The 21834-nt window shown below is 65.5% G+C and carries 22 protein-coding genes and 1 riboswitch; of the genes, 9 read left to right on the top strand and 13 right to left on the bottom strand.

Features of this window, described 5'->3' with window-relative positions; translation table 11 throughout:
- Positions 1-73 precede the first annotated feature (73 nt).
- Entirely contained in the window at positions 74-565 is a 492-nt protein-coding gene (locus tag CLM74_RS21630; RefSeq protein ID WP_199776072.1) for a hypothetical protein, read from the bottom strand.
- 327 nt (positions 566-892) lie between these two features.
- On the opposite strand from CLM74_RS21630, the gene CLM74_RS03255 reads away from it, so the two are divergent.
- Both CLM74_RS03255 and CLM74_RS03250 read left to right on the top strand, forming a co-directional pair.
- Positions 893-3295: an autotransporter outer membrane beta-barrel domain-containing protein gene (locus CLM74_RS03255; RefSeq protein WP_105163447.1), complete on the top strand. Its 2403-nt coding sequence runs from the start codon at positions 893-895 to the stop codon at positions 3293-3295.
- A 459-nt stretch (positions 3296-3754) separates the two neighbouring features.
- Complete coding sequence (locus CLM74_RS03250) at positions 3755-4165, top strand: hypothetical protein (protein ID WP_105163446.1); 411 nt, start codon at positions 3755-3757, stop codon at positions 4163-4165.
- A 44-nt stretch (positions 4166-4209) separates the two neighbouring features.
- On the opposite strand, the gene CLM74_RS03245 is transcribed toward CLM74_RS03250, so the two are convergent.
- From CLM74_RS03245 to CLM74_RS03225, 5 genes are all read right to left on the bottom strand, one after another.
- Positions 4210-5397 (bottom strand): hypothetical protein, encoded by a 1188-nt coding sequence (locus CLM74_RS03245; RefSeq protein WP_059066007.1) that lies wholly within the window; start codon positions 5395-5397, stop codon positions 4210-4212.
- Between the two features lie 34 nt (positions 5398-5431).
- Positions 5432-7900, bottom strand: a complete 2469-nt coding sequence (locus CLM74_RS03240; protein ID WP_234003416.1) for a TcfC E-set like domain-containing protein — start codon at positions 7898-7900, stop codon at positions 5432-5434.
- A 99-nt stretch (positions 7901-7999) separates the two neighbouring features.
- A complete protein-coding gene (locus CLM74_RS03235; RefSeq protein WP_234003415.1) occupies positions 8000-8494 on the bottom strand; it encodes a CS1 type fimbrial major subunit in 495 nt (164 codons plus the stop codon).
- Positions 8495-8603: 109 nt separating this feature from the next.
- Positions 8604-9338, bottom strand: a complete 735-nt coding sequence (locus CLM74_RS03230) for a CS1 fimbrial subunit B flags: Precursor (protein ID WP_105163444.1) — start codon at positions 9336-9338, stop codon at positions 8604-8606.
- A 196-nt stretch (positions 9339-9534) separates the two neighbouring features.
- Positions 9535-9675 (bottom strand): hypothetical protein, encoded by a 141-nt coding sequence (locus tag CLM74_RS03225; RefSeq protein WP_234003414.1) that lies wholly within the window; start codon positions 9673-9675, stop codon positions 9535-9537.
- 169 nt (positions 9676-9844) lie between these two features.
- On the opposite strand from CLM74_RS03225, the gene CLM74_RS03220 reads away from it, so the two are divergent.
- Positions 9845-10216, top strand: a complete 372-nt coding sequence (locus tag CLM74_RS03220; protein WP_025876633.1) for a DUF805 domain-containing protein — start codon at positions 9845-9847, stop codon at positions 10214-10216.
- A gap of 157 nt (positions 10217-10373) precedes the next feature.
- Here the strand turns inward: CLM74_RS03220 and thiL are convergent, their stop codons facing one another.
- The 5 genes from thiL to CLM74_RS03195 form a co-directional block, all read right to left on the bottom strand.
- On the bottom strand, positions 10374-11336 hold the full coding sequence (thiL, locus tag CLM74_RS03215; protein ID WP_051562411.1) for a thiamine-phosphate kinase: 963 nt from the start codon (positions 11334-11336) through the stop codon (positions 10374-10376).
- A 120-nt stretch (positions 11337-11456) separates the two neighbouring features.
- Entirely contained in the window at positions 11457-11936 is a 480-nt protein-coding gene (nusB, locus tag CLM74_RS03210; protein ID WP_025876637.1) for a transcription antitermination factor NusB, read from the bottom strand.
- Complete coding sequence (gene ribH, locus CLM74_RS03205) at positions 11933-12400, bottom strand: 6,7-dimethyl-8-ribityllumazine synthase (RefSeq protein WP_025876639.1); 468 nt, start codon at positions 12398-12400, stop codon at positions 11933-11935. Before ribH ends, nusB begins: the two co-directional genes overlap by 4 nt.
- A gap of 158 nt (positions 12401-12558) precedes the next feature.
- The gene (gene ribB, locus CLM74_RS03200) at positions 12559-13659 is read right to left on the bottom strand and encodes a 3,4-dihydroxy-2-butanone-4-phosphate synthase (RefSeq protein ID WP_032978962.1); all 1101 of its coding nucleotides are present in this window, start codon (positions 13657-13659) and stop codon (positions 12559-12561) included.
- Entirely contained in the window at positions 13656-14282 is a 627-nt protein-coding gene (locus CLM74_RS03195) for a riboflavin synthase (protein ID WP_105163443.1), read from the bottom strand. The genes ribB and CLM74_RS03195 overlap by 4 nt, the downstream gene beginning before the upstream one ends.
- A 77-nt stretch (positions 14283-14359) precedes the next feature.
- Positions 14360-14506, bottom strand: a riboswitch (FMN riboswitch).
- Between the two features lie 241 nt (positions 14507-14747).
- On the opposite strand from CLM74_RS03195, the gene CLM74_RS03190 reads away from it, so the two are divergent.
- The 4 genes from CLM74_RS03190 to CLM74_RS03175 all read left to right on the top strand — a co-directional run bounded on the left by CLM74_RS03190 (position 14748) and on the right by CLM74_RS03175 (position 17661).
- A complete protein-coding gene (locus CLM74_RS03190; protein WP_105163442.1) occupies positions 14748-15371 on the top strand; it encodes an outer membrane beta-barrel protein in 624 nt (207 codons plus the stop codon).
- Positions 15372-15520: 149 nt separating this feature from the next.
- The gene (locus CLM74_RS03185; RefSeq protein ID WP_105163441.1) at positions 15521-16402 is read left to right on the top strand and encodes a hypothetical protein; all 882 of its coding nucleotides are present in this window, start codon (positions 15521-15523) and stop codon (positions 16400-16402) included.
- Positions 16403-16409: 7 nt separating this feature from the next.
- Positions 16410-17036, top strand: a complete 627-nt coding sequence (locus CLM74_RS03180) for a hypothetical protein (RefSeq protein WP_105163440.1) — start codon at positions 16410-16412, stop codon at positions 17034-17036.
- A 1-nt stretch (position 17037) separates the two neighbouring features.
- Positions 17038-17661, top strand: a complete 624-nt coding sequence (locus CLM74_RS03175; protein ID WP_059065999.1) for a hypothetical protein — start codon at positions 17038-17040, stop codon at positions 17659-17661.
- A gap of 15 nt (positions 17662-17676) precedes the next feature.
- On the opposite strand, the gene CLM74_RS03170 is transcribed toward CLM74_RS03175, so the two are convergent.
- Positions 17677-18705, bottom strand: a complete 1029-nt coding sequence (locus tag CLM74_RS03170) for a hypothetical protein (protein WP_234003413.1) — start codon at positions 18703-18705, stop codon at positions 17677-17679.
- A gap of 259 nt (positions 18706-18964) precedes the next feature.
- Between CLM74_RS03170 and CLM74_RS03165 the strand changes: the two genes are divergently transcribed.
- Both CLM74_RS03165 and CLM74_RS21425 read left to right on the top strand, forming a co-directional pair.
- Positions 18965-19837: a hypothetical protein gene (locus CLM74_RS03165; RefSeq protein ID WP_105163438.1), complete on the top strand. Its 873-nt coding sequence runs from the start codon at positions 18965-18967 to the stop codon at positions 19835-19837.
- The gene (locus tag CLM74_RS21425) at positions 19834-20373 is read left to right on the top strand and encodes a TonB family protein (protein ID WP_158684098.1); all 540 of its coding nucleotides are present in this window, start codon (positions 19834-19836) and stop codon (positions 20371-20373) included. Before CLM74_RS03165 ends, CLM74_RS21425 begins: the two co-directional genes overlap by 4 nt.
- 304 nt (positions 20374-20677) lie before the next feature.
- Here the strand turns inward: CLM74_RS21425 and ribD are convergent, their stop codons facing one another.
- Complete coding sequence (gene ribD, locus CLM74_RS03155; protein WP_105163437.1) at positions 20678-21763, bottom strand: bifunctional diaminohydroxyphosphoribosylaminopyrimidine deaminase/5-amino-6-(5-phosphoribosylamino)uracil reductase RibD; 1086 nt, start codon at positions 21761-21763, stop codon at positions 20678-20680.
- Positions 21764-21834 lie beyond the last annotated feature (71 nt).

Here is a 21834-nt window from a genome sequence, read left to right as displayed (position 1 = left end):
AACGTTATGATCGCACTGGACGTAGCGATGGAAGGCCGCGCGCGACCAGCTGTGGGCCGCACGCAAGGCCTTGTCACCCGCGCTGCGTAGCGTCGCCCCGGGCAAGATCAACGAAATAGAGGTTGCTGGCCTCCAGCGCGCCACCTTCAAGGCCGACACCGACGCTGGCCTGGCCTTCGGTCTCGATGCGGGTACCGGTCAACACGGCAGAACCTCCACTGGCAATCGAAATACCCGCAGCACCGTAGCCGGTGGTGACGATGCTGCCACCCGTCAAGGCGACATGGCTGCCTGCGCCTTCAACGCGTACAGCGGCGGCACGCATTCCTCCAGTGCGCAGATTCACTTCGCCAACGGGCACGATCGTGCCGCCATTGAGTGCGTGGAATACATGCCCAGCCGGGTTGCCTGGCTCCACCGGCTCACTGGTCTGATAATCGCCTGCTGCCGGCGTCTGATCATCGCCATCGGCAATGACCTGCTGCGCAAATGCAGGCAGGGACGTGCAGAGAATCATGGCCAGCGCGATCGGCAGTGCGCGGCGCGGCGGAAGCGAGGGGGACATGGGGGTATCTCCTGGGAACGGCGGCCCATGCTCCACGTACAGCCTACGTACGGATATCGAATGCGTTGCAGATGGAGTGCGGCGCTGGGCCACAGGGGTGTCTGCCGGATGAACCGCGCGCAGGGCTAAGCGAGCTTTACAACTATTTGCATGGGCGGCACGACGCGCGCAGTGGAGACTGGAGGCCAATAGAGACAGATGTCTTCGCAGAAGACCCTCCGATCACTCCGCTTTCACAGATCGAAGGCGTATACGTCACCCGGCTGAACGGGCGGGGCAAAGGGTCGATGCCGTCTCCACCGATTTCCTTCGCAAAGGACACTATCCATGAGCCACTTCCTTTCTGCAGCCACCTCACTGCCCCTGCGCCCGCTGGCACGCGGCCTGCTGCTGGCCCTGGGAACCTTCCCCGCCGGCATGGCGCTGGCCGGTGATCTGGACAACCAGCGCGCCGACGTATCTGCAGGCGACCCGGTCGAGGCCTGGACGCTGGTCAATGGCTCGTACCTGCAGGTGGACGGTGGGCAGACGCTGCAGATCGTGGCTGACGACACCTCCGAGCTGAACATCCGGGAGGCCGTGGTAACCCGTAGTGGAACCAGTCAGAGAGCCATTACGCTGAACGACTCGGCGTATCTCGCTCTGGCCCGAAGCCGGATCTTTGGGGGCATCGGGTTGAATGGTGGCACCACGGAGGCCGTCCTGTGGCAGAGCTCGATCTCCGTGACCCCTGCCTCGTTGCGCCCTGGCGAGGCCCTTTCGGTCGGCGTCGACCTGGCAAGCTCGGCAACAGGAGTCGGTGTTGCCAGCCCCAAGGCGACCATCAACGACACCACCATCTACGTGGAAGACGCCCCAGTCGCCAGCCGCGATGTCGCCAACGGCGTTGGCGTGCGGATCCAGTTCGGGCAGATGGATATCGTCAACGGCTCGCGTGTGGATGCATCCAATATCGGCGCGGTGCTCTGGGGCGAAGTCAATCCGGATCAACGCCTCCGTCTGAACATCGATAACTCCACCCTGCAATCTGGTCGCGGCGCTGCCATCCGGGTCAATGCAGCCGCTGACAATACCTACGACATCACCGTGGCCAATGGGGCGCAGCTGATCGGCGGCGATGGCAACCTGCTGCTGGTGGGCCGCGACATCGGCGTGGTCACCTCGCGTACCGACGTCAACTTCAATGTGGATGACGCCCGTTTGGCCGGCAACGTCACCTTGGACCTTGCCAGCGCCCCCACCGCCAAGGTCGACGTCGCCCTGCGCAACAAGGCGCAGATCGACGGCCGTTTCCTCAACGTCACCAGCGCCAGCATCGACAGCGACAGCACCTGGCTGATGACCGGCGACAGCAACGTCGGCCACCTCGCGCTGGGCAACACCGGCACCGTGGCACTGGGCAATGCCAGCACGTTCAACACCCTTACCGTCGACAGCTTCGATGGCACGGGCGGCACCCTGCTGTTCAACACCCACCTGGGCGATGACAGCTCGCTGACCGACAAGCTGGTCATCAACGGCGATGCCAACGGCCAGGCCAACGTGCGCGTGCTCAATGCCGGCGGCGCTGGCGGCAAGACCGACCGCGGCATCGAGCTGATCGATATCGGTGGTGCGTCGAACGCGCAGTTCGACCTGGTCGGCCGCGCCGTGGGCGGGCAATACGAGTACTTCCTGGTGAAGGACGCCAACGGCAACTGGTATCTGCGCTCGCAGACGGGCGCCGGCCCTGATCCGTGCGTGGTCGATCCGACCCTGCCGGAGTGCACGCCGATCGACCCGGTTGATCCAGTTGATCCAGTTGATCCGCCGCCGCCGGTGTTGCGCCCGGAAGCCGGTGCCTACCTGGCCAACCAGTTCGCCATGGACCAGATGCTGCGCCACACCTGGCGCGACCGCCAGGGCGGCGCCGCTGCGGCGGATGGCATCCGCGGCTGGGCCCGGGTGGATGCCACGCATAGCAAGCTGGGTGCGGTGGATGACCAGCTCGACCTGCGCGTGGACCGCTCGCGCCTGCAGCTGGGTGCGGACGTGGGGGTGTTCGATGACGGCCGTGGCCGCGTGGGCGTGATGGGTACCGCTGCACGTAGCAGCGCCACCTCGCGCTCGGACGTGACTGGTTTCAGCGCACGCGGCAAGGTGGAAGGCGGCGCGCTGGGCGTGTATGGCAACTGGGCCAACGATGCCATGTACGTGGATGCCAGCGTGCAGCGCGGCCAGTTCCGCAACCGCGTGCAGGGCGAAGGCCTGGCCGAGGAGCGCTACGACTCGGATCTCTGGCAGTCGTCGCTGGAGGCCGGTTACCGCTTCGGCATCGGCCAGATCGGCAGCACGACGCTGAGCCTTCAGCCGGAACTGCAACTGGTCTACACCGATGCGAAGACCGACGTGCATACCGAAACCAACGGCACCGTGGTGCGCGCAGCGGGCAACAGCGGCCTGTCCGGTCGTGCTGGCCTGCGCCTGCAGGGTGAAGGCCACTCGGCGGCGGGTGCCTCGGTCAGCCCGTATCTGGCGGCCAACTGGTACCGCGATGGTGTCGGCAATGGCATCGGCTTCGACGACGAAGTGCTGAAGGCCGGCATCCCGCGCAACCGCTATGAACTGAGCGCGGGTGCGCGCCTGGAATTCCGTTCCGGGCTGAGCGCATGGGGCGGGTTCGGGGTGATGCGTGGTGACAGTGGCTACCGCGAAGCGACGGCGAACCTCAGCGTCGCCTACAAGTGGTGATGTAAACACGAACGGCGCCGGAGAGATCCGGCGCCGTTCTGCTTTCTGTAGCGCCGAGCATGCGCTCGGCTCCACAACAAATGTCGCAACTGGCACGCGCAGGCGTGCTCGGCTTTGCGCAGCGCGTTCGATATGCGTCTGCAATGTTTTCGAAATTGAAACTTTTCTGATTGGTATAGCAGCACCTGCATGCACATCATGGCGCGCCACCGACAACGGGTGGCACGGGCTTGCAATCCCGTTAGGTTGATGTGTTGTTTACGCTTGCCTGTCGGCGTCGCTCTTTCCTTGTTGGGCGGCGTCGGCAGGCAATCCGTCCGTGCCCTATGGCGGGCGGTGCGTGGGGGTCTCGTACCCGCCGGCGTTTCTACATCAACCTCCGGTATTGCAACCACGCACCGTCCGCCGCCCTCGCCCAGCGCGAGGGCGGCCCCTTGCTTCACACTCAAGGACGCCGCCATGACTTCTTCGCTCTATCCCTATCTGTTCGCCACACTGGGCGACGCCGTCGAACGCCTGCCGGATGATCTGGCCAAAGCACTGGAAACCACATTGGGCAGCACGATGCGCGCCCACGCCGACGAAGGCATCACCCTGCTCAGCTGCCTGCAGCGCATCCGCGACGTGGACGCCGCCGATGGCCAGCCCTGGCCAGACAAAGGACGCAAGCAGTGCTTTGGTTTCGCGATGGCACGCATCGACCGCGCCAATGCCGGGCTGACCTTGCTGCTGGAACTGCTGCACGCCATCGAGCGCGTGCGCGTGGACGGCGATGCCGACCAGCAGGTGGGCGATGACGTGCGCGAAGGGCTGCTATTGGCCTGCCGTGGGCTGGCCGAGTATGTGGATGTGCAGTTGCGGGCGGCGTAGCCAGCTTCCGCGGCACCTCGACCACGCCAATCCCTGCCCCAGGCTCAGGGATTGGCGTCGAACAACACGGTCATGTCTCCTTCCCAGCGCGAGCCCGGTGTCTTCACCATCTCCAGCACCGCGTCACGCCCGGCGGTGAAGCGCAGGGTCGAACGGCGCTGCATCAGGTAACCATCGGGCGTGAAGCGCGGTGCCTGACCGTCATCGGCCAGCAGTACGGTGTTCTGCGCCGGGCGGCCATCGCGCAGGTTGTTCATGCCCGGAAGGGTGACGTCCACCTCCACCGGCACCTGCTTGTCCGCCTGCGGATCATGAATACCGCACTGGTCGCCGACGTGGTGCTGGCAGCGCAGCTTCATGCTGAAGTCCATCGACGTGGTCAGATGAAAGGGCAGCTCCTGGCGCAGCCTCGCCGGCGCAGTGCCATGATCGATCCAGGGCGACCAGCCTCCTTCGGGCGCCAACTGTACGCGCGGCGCCTCGGTGGCGAAGCGCACCTGGAAGTCGTGGATCACATCGAACACGAAGTTCATGCGCACGGCCTCGACACCGGTGATGTTGTCGCCCAGATCGATGTCGGCCCCGGCGCCGCCGGTGGTCCACGTTTCCTGGGCCACGTAACGGCCGTCCTGCAGCGTCATTGCATTGGGCAGGTTGACGTGGATGCCGAGCCCCACGTTCCTGTAGGAGTAGGTGCGGGCATACCGCGTGTTGGTGCTGTAGCACTCGGTGGGGCTGGCTGGCGTCCGCGCCGCCCAACCACCCAGCGAAAATCCAACCCCACCGGCGCCGCGGATGGCCGTGCAACCTCCACTGACGCCGTGGTACCAGGGATCGGCGCCACCACCGAAGTTGATGCGCATGGACAGCGCCGCAAAGCTGATGGTCGCCTCGAAGGTGCGTCCGCTCGACACCTCCTGCAGGGTGATCGTACGCGGCGGCGGGAAGCGGATGTAGGTGGTATCACGCCTTGACGTGTCGTCGCTCGGCCCTTCCTTGCGCCAGTACTCGCGGTTGCCTAGATCGAAGATATACGCCCCGTTTCTATCGCATTCGGCCGGCCTCCAGTTGCAGAAGCTGCCCCGGGGTGTCGTGTTGCGGAATGCGGTATCGCCCGGATCCAGGGCGTTGGGCCTGAATTCGCCGGTAACGTTGACGTCCACCACCTGTGCGGTGGCAGGCAACGCCGCCATTACGGCCAGCAACGGGAACAGCCGGATGCCAATAGTCATGCTTTAGACCTGCCTGGTTCGTCGGAACAATGGGCTAGTGCGCGACCACCGACGGCGGACAACCGATGCCGCCCACCATCAGTACATCGCCTTCGCGCGGATGACGGCCCTCTTCCATGGTCAGCACACAGCTGATCAGGTTCGGGTAGCGCAGCTCCACCACCGGCGCGCGTGCGCTGAGTTCAAGGGTGAAGAAGCCTTCTTCCTGGCTGACGCTGCGGCCGGCGTGGTTGATCACCTGCACCCCGCGCATGCCATTGCCATCGGCATCCAGTACCTGCCCCATCACGGTGAAGGTGCGCAGTACATCCACCGTGGCGTGCACCACGCCGCCCTTGTTGAGGTGGTAGCTGATGGTCGACGGCTGCAGCGCCGCCGCAGGTGCGTGCCGGCCGTCGAAGTCGAACTGCACCTGTCCCGCACGATAGGCGGTGACCGGAACGAAGTTGCGTCCCGGACGCAGCTGCACGCCACCGCCACGACTATCGTCGGCACGCAGCGTGATATCGGGGAAGTCACTGCGCACGTCGACGATGATGCCGGTGTCCACGCTGCCGCTGCGTCCCTGGCCCAGCACGGCAGCATGTCCTCCCCCGATCACCAAGGTGCTGTCCAGGTTGGCGCTGCCGCCAACGTGGCCGGAACCGGCACCGCGATACAGCTGCACATCGCCTTCCAGCAGTGGGCTCTGCAGATAGGCGCCGGCGCCGGCGCCAATGCCGCTGCGTTCAGCTGTGACCATGCCATTGACGCTGCGCAGGATCTTCCCATCCACACGCTGGGTGGCGACCGCGGTGACGTAGCCGTCGCGCTGGCCGGCTTCGCCGGTCCGGCTGCCCAGGCTGCCGCTGTAGCTGCGGCGCTCGCTGCCGAGTGACACGCTGACGGTCAGATCGATGCCGCGCTGGCGGCGATAGTGGGTGAAGCGGCTGCCCGGACGGTCGTAGGCCGAGACACGCCAGTTGACGTCATGCCTGCCGAACAGGGTCTCGCGGCGACCGTAGGAAACGTCGATGCCGGTGCCACGGGTGAAGCCGGAACTGCGGGCCACACGCAGGCTGGCATTGTCGCGGTGACTGAAGCGATGGGTGATCGATACGGCCGTGGTGTCCTGCCAGCCTCCCCGGGTTTCCCAACGTGGCGGCGCACCCTCGCTGGCGGGCAGCCGATGACGCTGCTCTGCCCAGCTGCGCGCGTGGTTGGCGACCACCGAACCGGCACGGTAGCGATACAGTCCCTGCAGATCCACGCCGCGCCCGGCATCGCTGGAGGTGTAGAAATTGGTGTAGGCGCTGAAGCGATCACTGGCCTGCCAGTCCATCGACAGGCCGGTGGCGCGGCGCGTGCCGATCTGCTGCACGGTGGCACCGGCCACTGCGCGCGGGTGCAGCAGGTAGTTGACCACGGCACCGGCGGCGATCTCGCCTTCCTGCATTGAACGATCGCTGTCGAGCAGGCTGCGCTGCTGGCCGGCGAACGCGCTGTAGCGCCAGCGCCGGGTGGGATCACGCCAACGGCTGGGTTTGTGGATCGAGGCGGTTTCGCGCGAGGCCTCCTGGCCGTCTTCAATGACCCGCAGCACCACGTCGTAGATGCCGCCTGGCAGGCGACGCGTGTCGATCTCCTGCACGCCCGGCTTCACGGCCTGTGTGGCCAGCAGGTTGCCGTCGCGCAGAATCTCCACCACACCCTCGCGGTTGGCGGTGACATAGACCGGATAGACGCTGGCGCTGCGCGTATCGGCCAGCAGTACATCCGACGAACCGAACATCACCCCCAGCGCGGTGTCATTCTGCGTACCCGGCGCGCGTGGCTGGCGGATGATGCCCTCGAACGTGGGCAGGAAATAGCCCGCGCGGACGAAATGATCGCCGAGCTCGCGTTGTGCATACAACGCACTGAGATAGTGCTCCGTGCTGCCGGGTTGGGCGTAGTACTGGTAGCTGCCAACCGTGCTCCACAGACCGATGCTGCCACTCAGTTCAGCGCTGTAACGGGCGCTGGCCGGCTGGTCCTGGCCGCCATGCACGGCCAGGCTGTTACGTACGATCAAGCCATGGCTGCCGGACGCCGGCAGGGCAATGTTGCGTTGTTCCGCACTGGCAGTTGCCGGCGTCAACAGGCTCAGCAGCGAATTGGCCAGACTGTAGTGCAGCGCGGCCAGGCCACGGCACTGCGGCGCGCATATGCCAAGCGGCAGCGGTTCGGCCAGCTGCTCGGCCCAGCGCGTGCGCTCGCTCTGCGGCCACGGGCTGTCGTTGCTTTCGACGAAGCCGATCAGCTGTACGCGGTTGTCTTCATGCAGCAGTACTTCGGCGTCGCCCAGGTACTGCCCGTCCAGTTCCACGCGTACGGTCAGCGGATTGCCGAACAGATGCTCGCGGAACTCCGCAGGCATGCGGTCGCGCTGCTCCAGCAGGCTGACCTGTGCGTCTGGCGCGCCTGCGGTCGCCTGCGCCGAGGCAGCAGCAAGCATGGCGGCAATGGCAACAGCCAGTCGCATCGGAATCGGTCGCGGAGGTAGGTGTGAGAGGCGCATAGATGACATTGGCCCTCCTGCCGCACGCGCGGTGGGGCAGGAAGGCACAGAGCTCGGCAGGCGTCAGATGTCGCTTTCGAAGATCATGTGGAACTGACCGCCGTAAGTACCCTGCTTGTAACCGCCGCCCGGTTCGGTAGGCGCGATGGCGAAGGCCAGAGACTTGCCGGATGCGGCCTGGGCTGCGTTGGCAACGGTGATCTTGGCGGCGGCCGTTGCCGGCACGACCACGTTGTCCAGTTTCACCGCCAGATCCACGACGTCCGCGGCCGATGCCATCTGCGCCGGGGCAGACAGATAGGCGGTGATGGCAGCCGGCGACTTCACGTTGATCACGCGACCGGTCAGTTCGCCGAGCACCTGGCGTGCGGTATCCCACGGCAGATTCTGCGGCAGGCCTTCCCAGCCGTCCGGCGTGGACACCTGCAGGCCGGCAACGTTGGGCACGTCAGCCGACACATTGACGGTGATCGATTTGGTTTCGGTAGCCGCAAAGCTGACGGCCGGGGTGATGAGCAGGACTGCCGCAGCCACCATCGCGTGTTTCAAGAAGGACATTCAGATACTCCTGGGTGAGTGGGTACAAAAGCCAGGACAAGGGCAAAGCTGTCCCATCGGACTCCTGGCGGGCCCGGGCGGGACAATGGCGTTGGTGGGGGACGGACGGTCAGCGGCGGCTGTCGATGCTGCGCTGGCGTTCGCCCTCCTTCAGGTCGTAACGGATGAAATGCGTATCGTCAGACGCCAGCACGTGAGAGCGGCCGGGGCGTACGTGCACGATGATTCCGGGCGTACAGACGTCGACCTTGGCCCGCTCGCACTGGCGCAGGTTTTCCAGAACAATGGTGGCGTTGCCGTGGTTGTGGATCTGGCCGGACTCGATGCGGGTGTCATAGCGCGGGTGTTGTGGCGCGATGAACAGCACGGTGCCGAAGCCGGTGAACACGCGGATGGCCGAGGAAAGCTCTGCGGCCTGCTGTGCCTGTTCCTCGCTGAGCGAGAATTCCTCGGCACTGGGCGCCACCGGCACGAAGCGCAGGCGGTAGTAGCGTTCCTCGTCGCGCAGGCCCCGATACACCAGACGTGTGGCCTGCTGGCCGTTGCCTGCGATGATCAGGCGACTGGGACTGGCGATGACCCCATGCGCCCCAGGCGCGTTGCGCACCAGCGATGGCGCATCCACCGGAACTTCGACGGGCTTGTCATCGGCATCGAAAACGATCTCTGCCACTTCCACCCGGACGTAGGCGGTGCCGGCGCCGGTATTGCGGATGCGTTTGAGCAGGTTGCTGCTGCCGGGCTGCAGGTAGTCGAAGAGGACGCCGACATTGATCTGCGGTGCGCTGGCGTGGCTGGGAAAAGCCAGCGCACACAGCAGCAGGACATGGACGACACGTGACATGGGACCGCTCGTTTTCAGGAGCGTGAAGTGTGTCGTCGCGTCAAACGCCCGGCTATGAAAATAGTTGTAAGCCGAAGCGCGCAGCGGCGAATTCGGAGGATTCCTAAATGCTCATCGCCCGTGCTGCCAGCATGGCCGGCCACCAAGGCCCCCTGCCCGCAGCCGCGTACCGACAGGACACAAATCCCTGCCGCACTCAGGCGAAGTGCTCGTCTCCGCTCGGGCCGTCGTGCACTCCCGTATGCACGCCCTGCCCTTCCATGGTGCGGGTGATCGGCACGTCCAGCGATTCGGCGACGTAGTGCAGCGCGCAGTACCGACGACATCGGCAATGCATCGGCATCGACTTCGGCGCGTACGCAGTTGCGGGTGGCGTGAGCGCCTCACGTTGAGGTCTATGGGGGAGCGCCTGCTTGAATTGAATGCCGCTCTCATTCGCAATGATTTCTATGGCTCATATCCACCCTGGAGCCGATAGTGCGCGCTTCTTTCCAAGGAGTGTACCGATGCACAAGATGATGGCTCCACTGAAGCGCTATGCACAGTTCAGTGGCCGTGCCAGCCGCAGCGAGTTCTGGTGGTTCCAGCTGTTCATCGTGATCGTTTCGATCCCGCTATACATTGTGAGTTTCTATGCCGGCTACAGCGGTTCTCAGGGCCTCATCCTGGCATCGAGCGGGCTGAGCTTGGTGATGTGGCTGGCCTTCGCATTGCCCGGCATTGCTGCCACCGTTCGTCGCCTGCACGATACCGATCGCTCGGGCTGGTGGCTGCTGTTGGCAATGGTCCCGTTTGCAGGCTTGGTGCTGCTGGTGTTCCTGCTGCTGCCCAGCACGCCGGGCGGCAACCGTTTTGGCGCACCCGTTCCGCACGTTTAAAGGTTACGCCGGGCAACGCCGATGTGCCCCGCGTTGGTGGGCGTCGACCTTGGTCGACGCAGTGTGGGCACGAAGGCCTGACACATCCGTGCCAACCAAGGTTGGCACCTACCAGAGCAGCACGGTAGCGCCGGGCCATGCCCGGCGTTCTCATGTGTCAGGCGAAATGCTCGTATCCGCTCGGGCCGTCGTGGCCTTCGGTGTGCACGCCCTGCCCTTCCATGATGCGGCCGATGCGGGTGATCGGCACGTCCAGCGATTCGGCGACGTAGTGCAGCGCGTCGCGCTGGTCGGCGGCGGCGGTGAAGCACAGTTCGTAGTCGTCGCCGCCGTGCAGCGCGCAGTCACGGGCGCCATCGCGGCCGAGCAGTTCGCGCAGTGCCGACGACATCGGCAATGCATCGGCGTCGACTTCGGCGCGTACGCCGCTGCGTGCGGCGATGTGGCCCAGGTCGGCCAGCAGGCCATCGGAGATGTCCACGGCGGCATGCGCGAATGCACGCAGGCGCAGGCCCAGGGTGACGCGTGGGGTGGGACGCAGCAGGCGCAGGCGCAGGGTTTCGTAGTCCGCCAGCAGGGTGGCGGCGGTGACGTTCAATGCGCCCTGCTGCCACAGGCGCAGCGCACCGGCAGCATCGCCGAGGGTGCCGCTGACCCAGATGTCATCGCCAATCTGTGCGCGATCACGACGCAGCGCCTGGCCGCGTGACACCTGGCCCATCGCGGTAACCGACAGCGACAGCGGGCCACGCGTGGTGTCACCGCCGATCAGGGCGATGTCGTGCTGGTCGGCCAGGGCGAAGAAGCCATCGGCGAAGGCATCGATCCAGTCTTCGCTGGCTTCGGGCAGCGACAGCGCCAGCGTGCACCAGGCCGGGCGCGCGCCCATCGCGGCGAGGTCGGACAGGTTGACGGCCAGCGTCTTCCAGCCGATGTCGAACGCCGGGGTCTCGGCCGGGAAATGCACGCCGCTGTTGAGCGTGTCGGCGGTGACCACCAGTTGCTCGTTCGGGCGCGGCTGCAGCAGCGCGGCGTCATCGCCGATGCCGAGCACGATGTCGTCGCGCTCGACGGTGCGGGCGCGGATGCGGTCGATGAGGGCGAATTCGGCCAGGGACATGGGGCGCTCCCGCGTTTGTACGTGCCGCGCCGTGCGCGGTGGGCGGTAGTGCCGGCCGCAGGCCGGCAACCTCAGAATCCCTGCAGTTGCCGGCCAGCGGCCGGCATTACCACAGGTGGGTCAGTGACCCGATTCGACCTTGCGCCATTCCACGGCGGCACGATCCAGCACGCCGTTGACGTAGGTGTGGCCATGTTCGGAACCGAAGCGCTTGGCCGATTCGATGGCTTCGTTGATCACCACGCGGTACGGCACGTCCAGGCGGTAACGCAGTTCGTAACCGGCCAGGCGCAGCACGGCGCGTTCGATCGCGTCCACTTCGTCGATGCCACGGTCCAGGTACGGGCCGAAGGCTTCGTCGATGTCGCGACGGTTGTCGAGCACGCCATGCACCAGCGCTTCGAAGTACGCCAGGTCGGCGATTTCGCGGGCCTGTTCGTGGGCGAACTGGGCGATCAGCGACTGGCCGTTGCCGCCGGAGATCTGCCAGGCATAGATGGCCTGCACGGCACGACGGCGCGCGCGCGAGCGCAGCACCGGATCGATGCCATCGCGGCGGACGGGTTTACCGGAGGGCTTGCCCTGGGTGTTCTTGTTCATGGCAGCTGCTCCAGAAGGTTGACCATTTCCAATGCGGCGAGCGCGACTTCCTCGCCCTTGTTGCCGTGGCTGCCGCCTGCGCGGGCCTCGGCATCTTCCACGCGTTCCACGGCCAGCACGCCGTTCAGCACCGGCACGCCGAAGTCCAGCTGCACGCGCATCAGGCCTTCGGCACAGCGGTCGGCCACGTGTTCGTAGTGGCGGGTGTCGCCACGGATCACGCAGCCCAGGGTGAGGATGGCGGCGTGTTCGTGGGCGGCGGCCAGGCGCGCGGCGACCAGCGGCAGCTCCCAGGCACCCGGCACGCGGATCACGTCGATGTTGGCTTCGGCAATGCCGTTGCCGGCCAGGCTCTGGCGGGCGCCAGCAACCAGCACATCGGTGATGCGGGCGTTCCAGCGGCTGGCCAGGATGGCGAAGCGCGCCGATTCGGGAGTGCGAAGATCGCCTTCGTAGTGGCTCATATGCGGCTTGGGATTCGATTAAGGGGTAATTCTACCGTGGATGGGCCCCGACCGTGGCTGGCGGGGGCCCGGGGCGTGCCGACCAACGGTCGGCACCCACCAGCTGCAGTGGGCCGCCCCTTTGTGGGTGCCGACCGTTGGTCGGCACACCGAGCGGGTTACGGGGTGACCGTCTCCACCACTTCCAGGCCGTACCCGGCCAGTCCGATCTGGCGGCGGGGCGTGCCCAGCACGCGCAGCTTGCCCAGGCCCAGGTCGGACAGGATCTGCGCGCCGGCACCGTTGCGGCGCCACTGGCCCACATCCTTGTCCTTGCCCGGCACCACCGGCGCCGGCTGCTGGCGCAGGCGGGCCAACAGCGCTTCGCCGTCGCGCGGGGCCGACAGCACCACCATCACGCCACTGCCTTCGGCGGCGATCGCGCGCAGGGCATCGGTGGCCGCCACGCCGAAGTCATCGCGGCGCCAGTGCAGCAGGTCGGCCAGCGGGTTTTCCACCTGCACGCGCACCAGGGTGGGCGTGTCCGCATCCGGGGTGCCGCGGACCAGGGCGAAATGCAGGTCGTGGGCGATGCGGTCGCGGTAGGTGACCAGCTTGAACGGGCCGAACTCGGTGTCGATATCACGCTCGTCCACGCGCTCGACGGTCTTTTCGGTGGCCAGGCGATAGGCGATCAGGTCGGCGATGGAGCCCATCTTCAGGCCGTGCTCGCGGGCGAACACTTCCAGCTCCGGGCGGCGCGCCATGCTGCCGTCCGGGTTGAGGATCTCCACCAGCACGCCGGCCGGTTCCAGCCCGGCCAGCATGGCCAGGTCGACGCCGGCTTCGGTGTGGCCGGCGCGGGTCAGCACGCCACCGGGCTGGGCAATCAGCGGGAAGATGTGGCCCGGCTGGTGCAGGTCCGACGGCTTGGCATTGGGCTTCACCGCGGTGCGGATGGTGTGCGCGCGGTCGTGTGCCGAGATGCCGGTGGTCACGCCCTCGGCCGCTTCGATGCTGACGGTGAAGTTGGTCTGGAACTGCGCGGTATTAGCCTGCACCATCGGCGCCAGGCCGAGGTCGGCGGCGCGGGTGCGGGTGAGCGGCAGGCACACCAGGCCGCGGCCATGGGTGACCATGAAGTTGATGTCGCTGGCCTTGACCAGCTCGGCGGCCATGATCAGGTCGCCTTCGTTCTCGCGGTCTTCGTCATCGACGATGACGACCATGCGACCGAGGCGGATGTCTTCCAGGATGTCGGGAATGGGGGCGAAGTTCATGGGGTATCTCCCTGTGGGTGCTGACCGTTGGTCGGCACTCCGATCAACCGCTCGACATAACGAGCGACCAGGTCAATTTCCAGGTTCACCGCGCTGCCCACGCCGGTGGCGGAGAACGCGGTATTGGCCACGGTGTGCGGGATCAGCGCCACTTCAAAGCCTTCGTCATCCACTTCGTTGACGGTGAGGCTGACGCCGTCCACGCAGATCGAGCCCTTCTTGGCGATGTAGCGGCGCAGGGCGGCCGGCGCGGCGAAACGCCAGCGCTGGGCACGCGCATCTTCATGGATGGACAGGACCTGGCCGAGGCCGTCGACGTGGCCGCTGACCAGATGGCCGCCAAGGCGGTCGGTCGGGCGCATGGCACGTTCGAGGTTGATGACCGCACCTTCGGCCAGTTGGCCGAGCGTGGTCAGGCCCAGGGTCTCGGTGGACGCATCGGCCTGGAAGCTGCCGGCGTCGAACGCGATGACGGTGAGACAGACGCCGTTGATGGCGATGCTCTCGCCCATCTGCACGTTGTCGAACGGCAGGTTGCCGACGTTGAAGGTGAAGCGGACATCGCCGCCGATGGATTCGCGTGCGGCCAGACGGCCGACGCCTTCGATGATTCCAGTAAACAAGTAACGTTCTCCGCGAAAAGTGAGCGAAAAACGCCGCAAGGCAAACAGGCGGGCGCAGGGCCGCAAAGGCCCTGTGGCACCGTCTTCTTTCATCCGGACTATGACCGTCGGCTCCGGCATTGGACCGGATCTGCTGACCCCCGACGGTAAGGCCGGGGCGCTCGCGGGCTCGTGCTTGCGCACCTACCGCCGGTGGGGAATTGCACCCCGCCCTGAAGACGTTTGTGTACCGGCGAACCGGCCCGCCAAGTGTAACAGCAAGGGCTGAACGGGGCCGGATGCCCCGGGGTCGGATCCCTTTCCGCAGGAAGGGGCTCTGAACCCACCCGGGCGCGTCCGAGCCTGTGACGGCCGTCGCTCGCATTTCGTAAAACTTTCATTAAAATCGGCGGTCGGACGACATGAGGTCGCCACGGACTGCCGCACAGGTGGGCCGCCAATGGACTGAAATTCACAGGAATTCCCATGCGCAAGATCCTGATCGTGGCCGCCCTGCTGGCCGCTGCCCCGTTCTCGGCCTCCGCCGACGCCCTGAGCTACACCTACGTCGAAGGCGGCTGGACCCAGGTCAAGACCGACGACGACGTGTTCAACGACCCGAAGGTTGATGGTGGCTACGTGCGCGGTTCGATCGCGCTGGCCGAGCAGGTGCACGTGTTCGGCGGCTGGAACTACGCCAGCAAGTCGTACGACTACGACTACGGCTCGATGAAGCTCAAGCTGAACCAGCCGGAGCTGGGCATCGGTTACCACATGCCCTTCAGCGACCGCGTCGACTACACGGCCGACATCGCCTGGGTCCGCCAGCAGGCTGAAATCACCGTCAAGGACGTGGATTACGGCCGCTTCAGCGTGAAGGACCACACCAACCTGGTGCGCGCCACCATGGGCCTGCGTGGCAAGCCTTCGCGCATGACCGAAGCCTGGATCAAGGCCGGTTACATGGACGGCGGCAACGAATTCAAGGGCACCTGGGTCGGCACCGTTGGCGGCCAGATCAACTTCACCCGGACCTGGGGCCTGGTGGGCGAGATCTCCGGCTACCGCGACGTCACCCAGTACTCGGCCGGCGTGCGCGCCAGCTTCTGATTGCCCGATCCTCGTCGTGCGATCGAACGGGCTCCGCAAGGGGCCCGTTTTTTGTTGGCCGTCGCGCGCAATACGCTTGGCTGCGGCACGCCATCGAATGCAATGACAATTGCGCTAGGCTTGCCGCCCTCTGGAACAGGAACACCGTCATGAAGACCCCGATCCGCGGCCTGCTGGCCACCGCACTGCTGTGCGCCCCGTTGTTCGCCGCGGCCGCCCCGGCGCAGCTGAGCCCCGAACAGACCTTCGATCTGTACGCACGCGCATTGCTGGAAGACGATGCCGCCGCCACGCGTACGCTCAACGATGCATTGAAGCCGGCCTTCGACGGCCAGGATTCGGTAACGCCGGTGCCGGGCATGATGGCCCAGGCCCTGGCCGAGCCGTGGCAGACGGTGCTGGCCGTGGCCGGAGTGAAGGGCGATCCGGCAGCGGCGGAAGCGATGTACGCCAAGGCGCTGAAGGCCTCGCAGTGCCGTGCCACGCGCAGCACGGTGGAAGACAACGAATTCGTGGACGACCAGAAGATCGCCAAGGTTGATTTCAGCTGCCAGCTGGCCGACCTGGGCAGCGTGCAGCCGTTGTTCCTGGCCAGCCTGACGGGTGAGGACAAGGCTCCGCGCGCGCGCTTCACCGAGGCCTATACCCAGGCCCTGCAGAGTGGCCCGCGCAAGGCCGTGACCGGCACCCTCACCCTGTACACCGCCAAGGACAAGGGCTACTGGTACAGCAGCAACTTCGATGATCTGGTGGGCCCGGTGCTGGATGCGCTGGCGCCGTTCGATGGCTGGATGCAGGACGTTGAAGCAGCCAAGGCACCGAAGGTGACCGGCGTGCCGGCCTGCGATCTGCTGCTGCAGCAGCACCGCAGCTGCGTGGCGAAGATCGCACCGGACCAGATCAGCGGTGTGGATGCGATGACCGAAGAGTTGAAGGCCAAGACGCAGGTGATGTCGGCCGAGGAAATGACGCAGGAGTGCAAGGCACTGCGTCCGATGGCCGAGATGATGTGGACCGACGAATGCGCCTGAGAGGGCCGTGTTGAAGACATGGGGGCTGGCAGCGCTGCTGCTGGCCTTCAGTAGTGCGCGGGCAGGTTCTGCGGCATTTCCGGACGCGCAGGTATTCGATCTGTTTGCACAGGTGATCGTGCACGGCGATGCGCCTGCACAGCGTGCGTTGGCGCAGTACATGCAAGGCGACAAGGGTGTGGCCATCGCTGCGGCCCTGGCCGGTGTGAGCCACCTGGACGACGCACCGGAAATGGCCGATTGGCCGCAGGCGGCGGCCGCGCTGCGTGCGCGGCAGGCCTCGGTGCGATGCACGACCGACAGCGTGCAGTACCCGCACGGGCCTGACGGTGACAGTGCCCTGGTGGACTACCGTTGCGCCCTGCCGGATCTGGCGGCGCTGCTGCCCGTGTACCGGCAACACCCGGTGCCGTTCAATGGCCCGCACCCGCCACAGATGGCGCCGACACTGGCGGCGGCGTACACGCAACTGCTCGCCGATGCGCCGGATCGGGAGCGGAATGTCACGCTGGCCTTCGAACGCGATCACGGCGGTCGCTGGCGGGCAGACCCCTCGCCGCTGATGGGGACACTGGCCGATGCCTTCCTGCCGTTCTTCGAATGGAACGAGCACCCGCCCGGCGGGGATCGCTGACGTGCGCAACCGCCTGCATCTGCCATCAATGCTTGCCTTGATGTTCGTCGCCACCTCGGCGGGGGCGCAGACGCCCATGCCCTCGCCCGAGGAGAGCTTCGATCTGTTCGCGCGCTACCTGCTGGAAGGCGATGAAGAGGCGGCAGCACAGGTCTCGGCCATGATCGACATGCCACCGCTCAGCGAGCGCTGGGAGGCGACGGTGGAGCGGATGATGATCGGCGAAGCACCGGAAGATGACGCGCAGACGCACCTGGGCCGCGAACTGTCGCCGATCATGGCCGAAGCACTGCGGCAGACGCGCTGCCGCAGCACCGACAGCAAGCGCAGCGATCGCGATGGCGTCCAGATTTCGATCGTCGATTACAGCTGTCAGATGCCCGATTACGCAGCACTTTCGGACGGCACACCCGCGCCCGAACTTCGCGAGCAGATGGCGCACGATGACCTCGTCGGGATCCGGGTGTGGATGGATCTGCTGCAGCGGGCGCCGAAGCGAACCTACAACACCCGCGTGACCATGGCACGCGAAAATGATGAGCGTGCATGGGTCCCGCAGGACCTGCCGCCCATGCACGAGTGGATACAGATGCTGCTGACGCTGCCTGACGGCGCCGCTAGCTAGCTATATCCTCGCTGGCTACGCATCGTCATCGTCCGGGGTTTTTCCGAACTCCTGGCGATTCTGCTGGTACTCGCAGCCATGCAGAGTCTTGCCGGGACGAAAGGCGCGCGCGATGCGTGCGCGATCTTCAAGCCAGCCATCGGCGGCGGCATCGGTATCGTAGAAGCCGACGAATGCAACATCGTCCCAGCCATCGTAGGGCGGTAGATCCCACCGTTCTGCCAGTGCTGGAGCGATGTCACCATCAAGCTCGGCATACAGGGTCTGGCCAAGCTTTACAAAGCGCGACACCGGCATTCCGGCAATGGCAATCGGCGCTGGGGGTGTCCACCAGCGATTGCCTTCATCATCCTCTCCGCTCTTCCAGCCCTTGAAGCGCGGGTCAGTGGATAGCGGCCCCATGAGCACTGCCCAGCCCGCAGTATAGTTTCGCAGCGCGTCGGCCTTGCAGGTGAGCACCGCGTCCAGCTCCGTGTTTATGTCGACGCCGGGTGCGAATGCGGTATCGGGTTCCTTGCCCCGCCGGCGCAGTTGCTCCGTGCGAGTGCCGTAGCGCTCTTCACATCCCACCAGCACCGCGCCAGGGTGGCTGGCAATGCGAGATGCGGTAAGCGAGCGCACGTAGAATCCATCATCGCCACTGTTGCGTAGCGACAGCTCGCGCAAGTGGATATGCGGGGCATCCGTGGCGCTCAAGGGCTTCATGTCCAGCTGGCTTGAAATGTCTTCGAGAGAAATACGCTCAAGAATAGCCATCGTCGCCTCGGACAGCACCGCGATTCGTTGCGTTTCGTGGCCGAACACAGTAATCGGCACCGGCAGCTCGATCTCGTGCAGCGAGCTATTGGGCTGTTTTACTTCGGTCCACGCTTCAAACGGTGAACCGGCACGACTGCTATCGCCCAGCACCACAGGCCAAACGTTCGTGGAAAGAGCCAGCTGGGCGTGCGTGGATGCGCGGCACTCGATAGCCGCCGTCAACACTTGCTGGGCCTGTTCGGCGGTGAACTCGTACCGGAGGGCTTCACCTTCTTCATCAGCCATGCAGACCGGTGAGATGGCCAGACTCAGGGACGCCAGCCCCAGAAGCGCGAGGGTTCGACTTGAGTGCAACAAAGTAGTCACCTGAAAAGATGCGACCAACTACCGTGCTTGATCGGCGTCTACTGGTATATGCGAATAGTTTCAAATTGCTCCGACGCAACGGACATGCCAGCGCGCCAGTAATTTCGGACAAGTTGCATGGACGTGGCCGTCAATCGCCGAGATCATCCGCCATTGTCCCGACTGCCTACGTCCTACCATGTTCAAGCCGACGCTTGTCCTGCTGCTCTGCGCACCCCTCTGCGCTACCGCCGCGCCTGCTGCCCTTTCCCTGCAGGACTCCTTCGATGCCTACACACGCATCATTACCCAGAATGATGAGAACGCCAAAGCAGCTCTGCGTAACAGCCTGCGTACCGCAGATCCGAATGACTATCCCGATGTCAGCAGTATCGTAGATGTGCTGTACGCGTTCGAGAACCTCGCAGCGGGATTCGAGGAGCCTGCCGCGAGCGAGATTGGTGAGCGACGAAACACCATTCAGTGCCATGCCGACAAAGTTGAAGAGAGCACTTCTTCCCGCGCCGGCATTGTGGACTACCACTGCGTGCTTCCCGATGTCTCCGCTGCGTTTGGGGCCTACCGTGACGCCAAGGCACGACATCGCTCAGGAGAGCAGAGCTTGGAGGGGGCCAAGGCATTCCTGCAAACGTATGCAGCCATTCTGCGCGATGCGCCTGACACCAGATACGAGACGCGAGCGGAATTCTCGCGCGTTGGCGACAACGGACCATGGGCCAGTATCGACATGGACCTTCTTGGGCTGAAGCTCTTGAAACAGCTGATGCCCTTCCAGGCATGGGACGAGCGGATCGAGGCGGAAGCGGTCACCGCGTACTCGGGCATTCCCGTATGCGACCTGATGTTGGATGCTCAACTTAAGTTCGCCGAACGCTATGATCCGGATAGCCCACTGCAGCGTGGCACCACCCTGCAGGATGCCGTGGAAGAAAAGGTGAGAACGCTGGGGCCGGAGCTGGCCGCTGCCTATTGCCGCGGAACCCATGAACGGAACCGTGCGCTGTGGGAAGGCTATCGCAGTGAGCCGCCTGCGGGGTCGGTGACCGAGTGAATCTGCGCAGCACGGTTCTTCTGTCTGCGCTGGCCGGACTGGGCGCATGCGCACCGCCACCCGCCGGCGGAGTCGGGCCCGAGCAGACCCAGAGTCGCCTGCAGACCGAGAAGCCAGGTTGCAGGGAAGACGACGACGTTGTGACTTGCCTGCAGCGCTTTGCCTCAACGCCGACCCGGACCTTCACCGCACGCGCCGATTGCAGTGTATTCACCGAGCGCGGCGACAGCGTCTCGATCGAGCCCACCACCCGCGCTGCGCGCCAGGTTGTTTTTCCCGTTAGGGCTCGCGAAAGCGGCATGGTGCGCCTGCAGATGCAAGTAGACACGGGTGGCCGCCTTCTGGATGTTCGTGTGGTGCAGTCCAGTGGCAATGCCCTGCTGGAAGCTGCCGCGATGGACGCCGCACAGGAGTGGTGTTACCTGCCCGCACACCGTAACGGTCGCGATGAGGGCGGTGCCGTCGAGGCGGTGTTTCGCTTCAACGTGATCCGCGGAGCCAAACGTGACAACGAATCATCCAAGCAGACGCACTGATGGCGGCAGGAGCAACGAGCGGTCGATTGGCAGCGCCGATGAGACACCTGTGCTTCCTGCTGGGCGTTCTGTGGTGGAACACATCTGCTGCTGCTCCCTCGCCCGAGCAGGCATACACCCTGCAGGTGCTGGCGGGGCTGCTACCGCTGGATGTATGGGACGCACGCGGGGTGGATGAGGATACCTCTGAACTGTGCAGATTCCGCTGGCAGAGTGTCCGGGCACTTGAAGCAAATGCGCCGACCAAGGTCGGCATCTACCAGGGCAAGGTAGATCCACGTCATGCGTGGATGAACGTCTCGCCTTACACCCGCAGCAGCAACCGCAGATCCTCACCCACCTGGCGCTGGTCGACCACGCGCAGGCGGCGCTGTTGGTCCATCACGTCGATGCCGAGGTCGGCCAGCAACGGGCGGCCGCTGTCGCCCAGCAGTGTTGGCGCCTGGTACATCAGCAGTTCGTCGACCCAGCCACCACGCACCAGCGCGCCGGCCAGCGTTGCACCGGCTTCGGTGTGCACCTCGTTGATGCCGCGCTCGGCCAGCAGTGCCAACACCGCGCCCAGATCAAGGCGACCGTGGCGGACGGCTACGCTGGCAAAGGCCGCGTCGGCGGCGTCGGGCGGGCTGATCATTGCATCGTGCAGGTACAGCGTGGGCGCCCCACCCTCGCGCACACGGCTGCATTCCAGCGAGCGCAGGCGGGAATCGAGGACGACGCGCAGGGGCGGCATGACTTCAGTGTCAGCCAGGCGCACGGTCAGCATCGGGTCGTCGGCGATGACGGTGTCGGCGCCGGTGAGGATCGCGCCAGCGCGCGCGCGCCAGTGCTGCACATCTTCGCGAGCGGCGGGGCCGGTGATCCACTTCGAGCTGCCGTCGGCCATCGCGGTACGGCCATCGAGGCTGGCGGCCAGCTTCACCCGCAGCCACGGACGGCCGCGCTCCACGCGCGACAGGAAGCCCTTGTTGAGTTCCCGCGCCTGTGCCGCCATCAAGCCCTCGGCGACCTCGATGCCAGCGTCACGCAGCAGGTCGAAGCCACCGCCATCGACTTTCGGGAACGGGTCGCGCATTGCCGCGACCACGCGCGACACGCCGGCTTCGATCAGCGCCAGTGCGCACGGCGGGGTACGGCCGTAATGCGCGCAGGGTTCCAGGGTGACGTAGGCGGTGGCACCACGCGCTTCGGTGCCGGCCTCGCGCAAGGCGAATACTTCGGCATGCGGGCCGCCAGCGCGCTGGTGCCAGCCCTGGCCGACCACGCGCTCGCCATGGGCGATCACGCAGCCGACCATCGGATTGGGACGGGTGGTATAGGCACCGCGTTCGGCAAGCCGCAATGCGGCGGCCATGTGCAGGTGGTCAAGGACGGTGAACGATATGCTCATGTCGCCATGGTACCGCCGTCAGCACGATGCCAGCCAAGGGCCCAGTAGATCCACGCCATGCGTGGATGGGC

Source organism: Stenotrophomonas sp. MYb57 (assembly GCF_002966815.1).
Taxonomy (GTDB): domain Bacteria; phylum Pseudomonadota; class Gammaproteobacteria; order Xanthomonadales; family Xanthomonadaceae; genus Stenotrophomonas; species Stenotrophomonas indicatrix.
The sequence above is the reverse complement of the archived record's forward strand: the minus strand, read 5'-3'. Positions and strand labels throughout refer to the sequence as shown.